This window comes from Thauera sp. 28 (genome assembly GCF_000310145.2).
Classification (GTDB): Bacteria; Pseudomonadota; Gammaproteobacteria; order Burkholderiales; family Rhodocyclaceae; genus Thauera; species Thauera mechernichensis.
The window spans coordinates 1-1,952 of sequence record NZ_AMXA01000071.1; the positions used below are offsets into that span (position 1 = coordinate 1).

1 protein-coding gene is annotated in these 1,952 nt (G+C 68.1%); it reads left to right on the top strand.

Translation table 11 applies throughout. The features are described 5' to 3' along the window. Positions 1 to 363 precede the first annotated feature (363 nt). A complete protein-coding gene (locus tag C662_RS19435; protein WP_002934429.1) occupies positions 364 to 1,692 on the top strand; it encodes a UDP-glucose dehydrogenase family protein in 1,329 nt (442 codons plus the stop codon). Positions 1,693 to 1,952: the final 260 nt, after the last annotated feature.

Below are 1,952 nucleotides of genomic sequence, written 5' to 3' on the forward strand. Positions count from 1 at the left end.
GAGGAAGGGCTGGGCGGAAGGTGAGTTTTTTGTTTTGAAGGCCCGCGGCTTGCGCCCCCCGTAGGAGCGGCGCAAGCCGCGAGGTTTTGAAGGCGACGCGGCCTGCGCTGGACCGATGAAAAACTCGCGGCTTGCGCCGCTCCTACAGTGCCCGGCGGCGGTGTCCGCCCCTTGTGGGAGCGGCGCCAGCCGCGAGGGTTTGAAGGCGACGCGGCCCGGGTTGGGCAGGAGAAGGGCTCGCGGCTTGCGCCGCTCCTACAGTGCCCGGCGGCGGTGGCCGCTCCGGTGGCGGTGGGGGCGTATTGAATTTTGGCGCGCGTGCTTGGGCGTGCGCGTGATGGGTTTGATGTCATTGGAGGTTGTATGAAGCTGACGATTTTTGGTACGGGCTACGTTGGCCTGGTAACGGGGGCCTGCCTGGCTGAGGTGGGCCATAACGTGGTGTGCGTGGATATCGATCAGCGCAAGATCGACCGCCTCAACCAGGGCGAGCTGCCGATCTGGGAGCCGGGGCTGGATGCGATCGTGGCGCGCAACGTGGGTGAAGGGCGCCTGGCCTTCACCACCGACGTGGCGCGCGGGGTAGCGCATGCGCAGGTGCAGTTTATTGCCGTGGGCACGCCGCCGGACGAGGACGGTTCGGCCGATCTGCAGTACGTGCTGGCAGTGGCCGAGAGCGTGGCGCGCAACATGGCGGGCTACAAGGTGCTGATCAACAAGTCGACGGTGCCGGTGGGCACGGCCGACAAGGTGCGCGAGCGCGTGGCGGCGGTGCTGGCCGAGCGCGGGGTGGCGCAGCCCTACGACGTGGTGTCGAACCCGGAATTCCTCAAGGAAGGGGCGGCGGTGGGCGACTTCCTCAAACCCGACCGCATCATCATCGGTACCGATTCGGACAAGGCGCGCGCGCTGATGCGCGAGCTGTACGAGCCCTTCAACCGCAACCATGAGCGCACCATGTTCATGGACGTGCGCAGCGCCGAGCTGACCAAGTACGCGGCCAACGCGATGCTGGCGACCAAGATCAGCTTCATGAACGAGCTGGCGAACATGGCCGAGATCCTGGGGGCGGACATCGAGGAGGTGCGCAAGGGCATCGGTGCGGATCCGCGCATCGGCTACCACTTCATCTACCCGGGTTGCGGCTACGGTGGCAGCTGCTTCCCGAAGGATGTGCAGGCGCTGGGGCGCACGGCCGACCAGATCGGCTACGAAGCGCCGCTGCTCAAGGCGGTGGAGGCGGTGAACAACCGCCAGAAGGGGGTGCTGTTTGCCAAGCTGGCGCGCCACTTTGGCGGTGCGGACAAGCTGGCCGGCAAGACGGTGGCGGTGTGGGGCCTGGCCTTCAAGCCCAACACCGACGACATGCGCGAAGCCCCCAGCCGCACGCTGATCGAGGCGCTGTGGGCCGCGGGTGCGCGCGTGCAGGCGTTTGACCCGGTGGCGATGGAAGAGACCCGCCGCATCTACGGCGAGCGCGACGACTTCACCCTGGCGGCCAACAAGTACGCGGCGCTGGAAGGCGCCGACGCACTGGCGATCTGCACCGAGTGGCAGCAGTTCCGCGCGCCCGACTTCGACGAGATGCAAGGCCGCCTCTCCGCCCGCGTGATCGTCGACGGCCGCAACCTCTACCACCCCGACCGCCTCAAGGCCGACGGCTGGTCGTATTACAGCGTCGGCCGCAGCTAAGCCCCCAAAAAGCGCGCGGCTTGCGCCGCGCCTACCGCAACCCAGGCGCCTGGTCGCACTGTAGGAGCGGCACCAGCCGCGAGATGTTGAAGGCGACGCGGCTCGTCGCAGCCGCCCGGAAAAGCTCGCGGCTTGCGCCGCTCCTACAGCAAGCCCCCCCCGCCGCGCGTCTCCCCCGTAGGAGCGGCGCCAGCCGCGAGGGGTTGAAGGCGACACGGCCTGGGTGGGCTCGATGAAAAGCTCGCGGCTGGCGCCGCTCC

Excerpts from the sequence above, each read along its gene's own strand:
- C662_RS19435 (WP_002934429.1), top strand. The coding sequence starts at position 364 with ATGAAGCTGACGATTTTTGGTACGGGCTACGTTGGCCTGGTAACGGGG.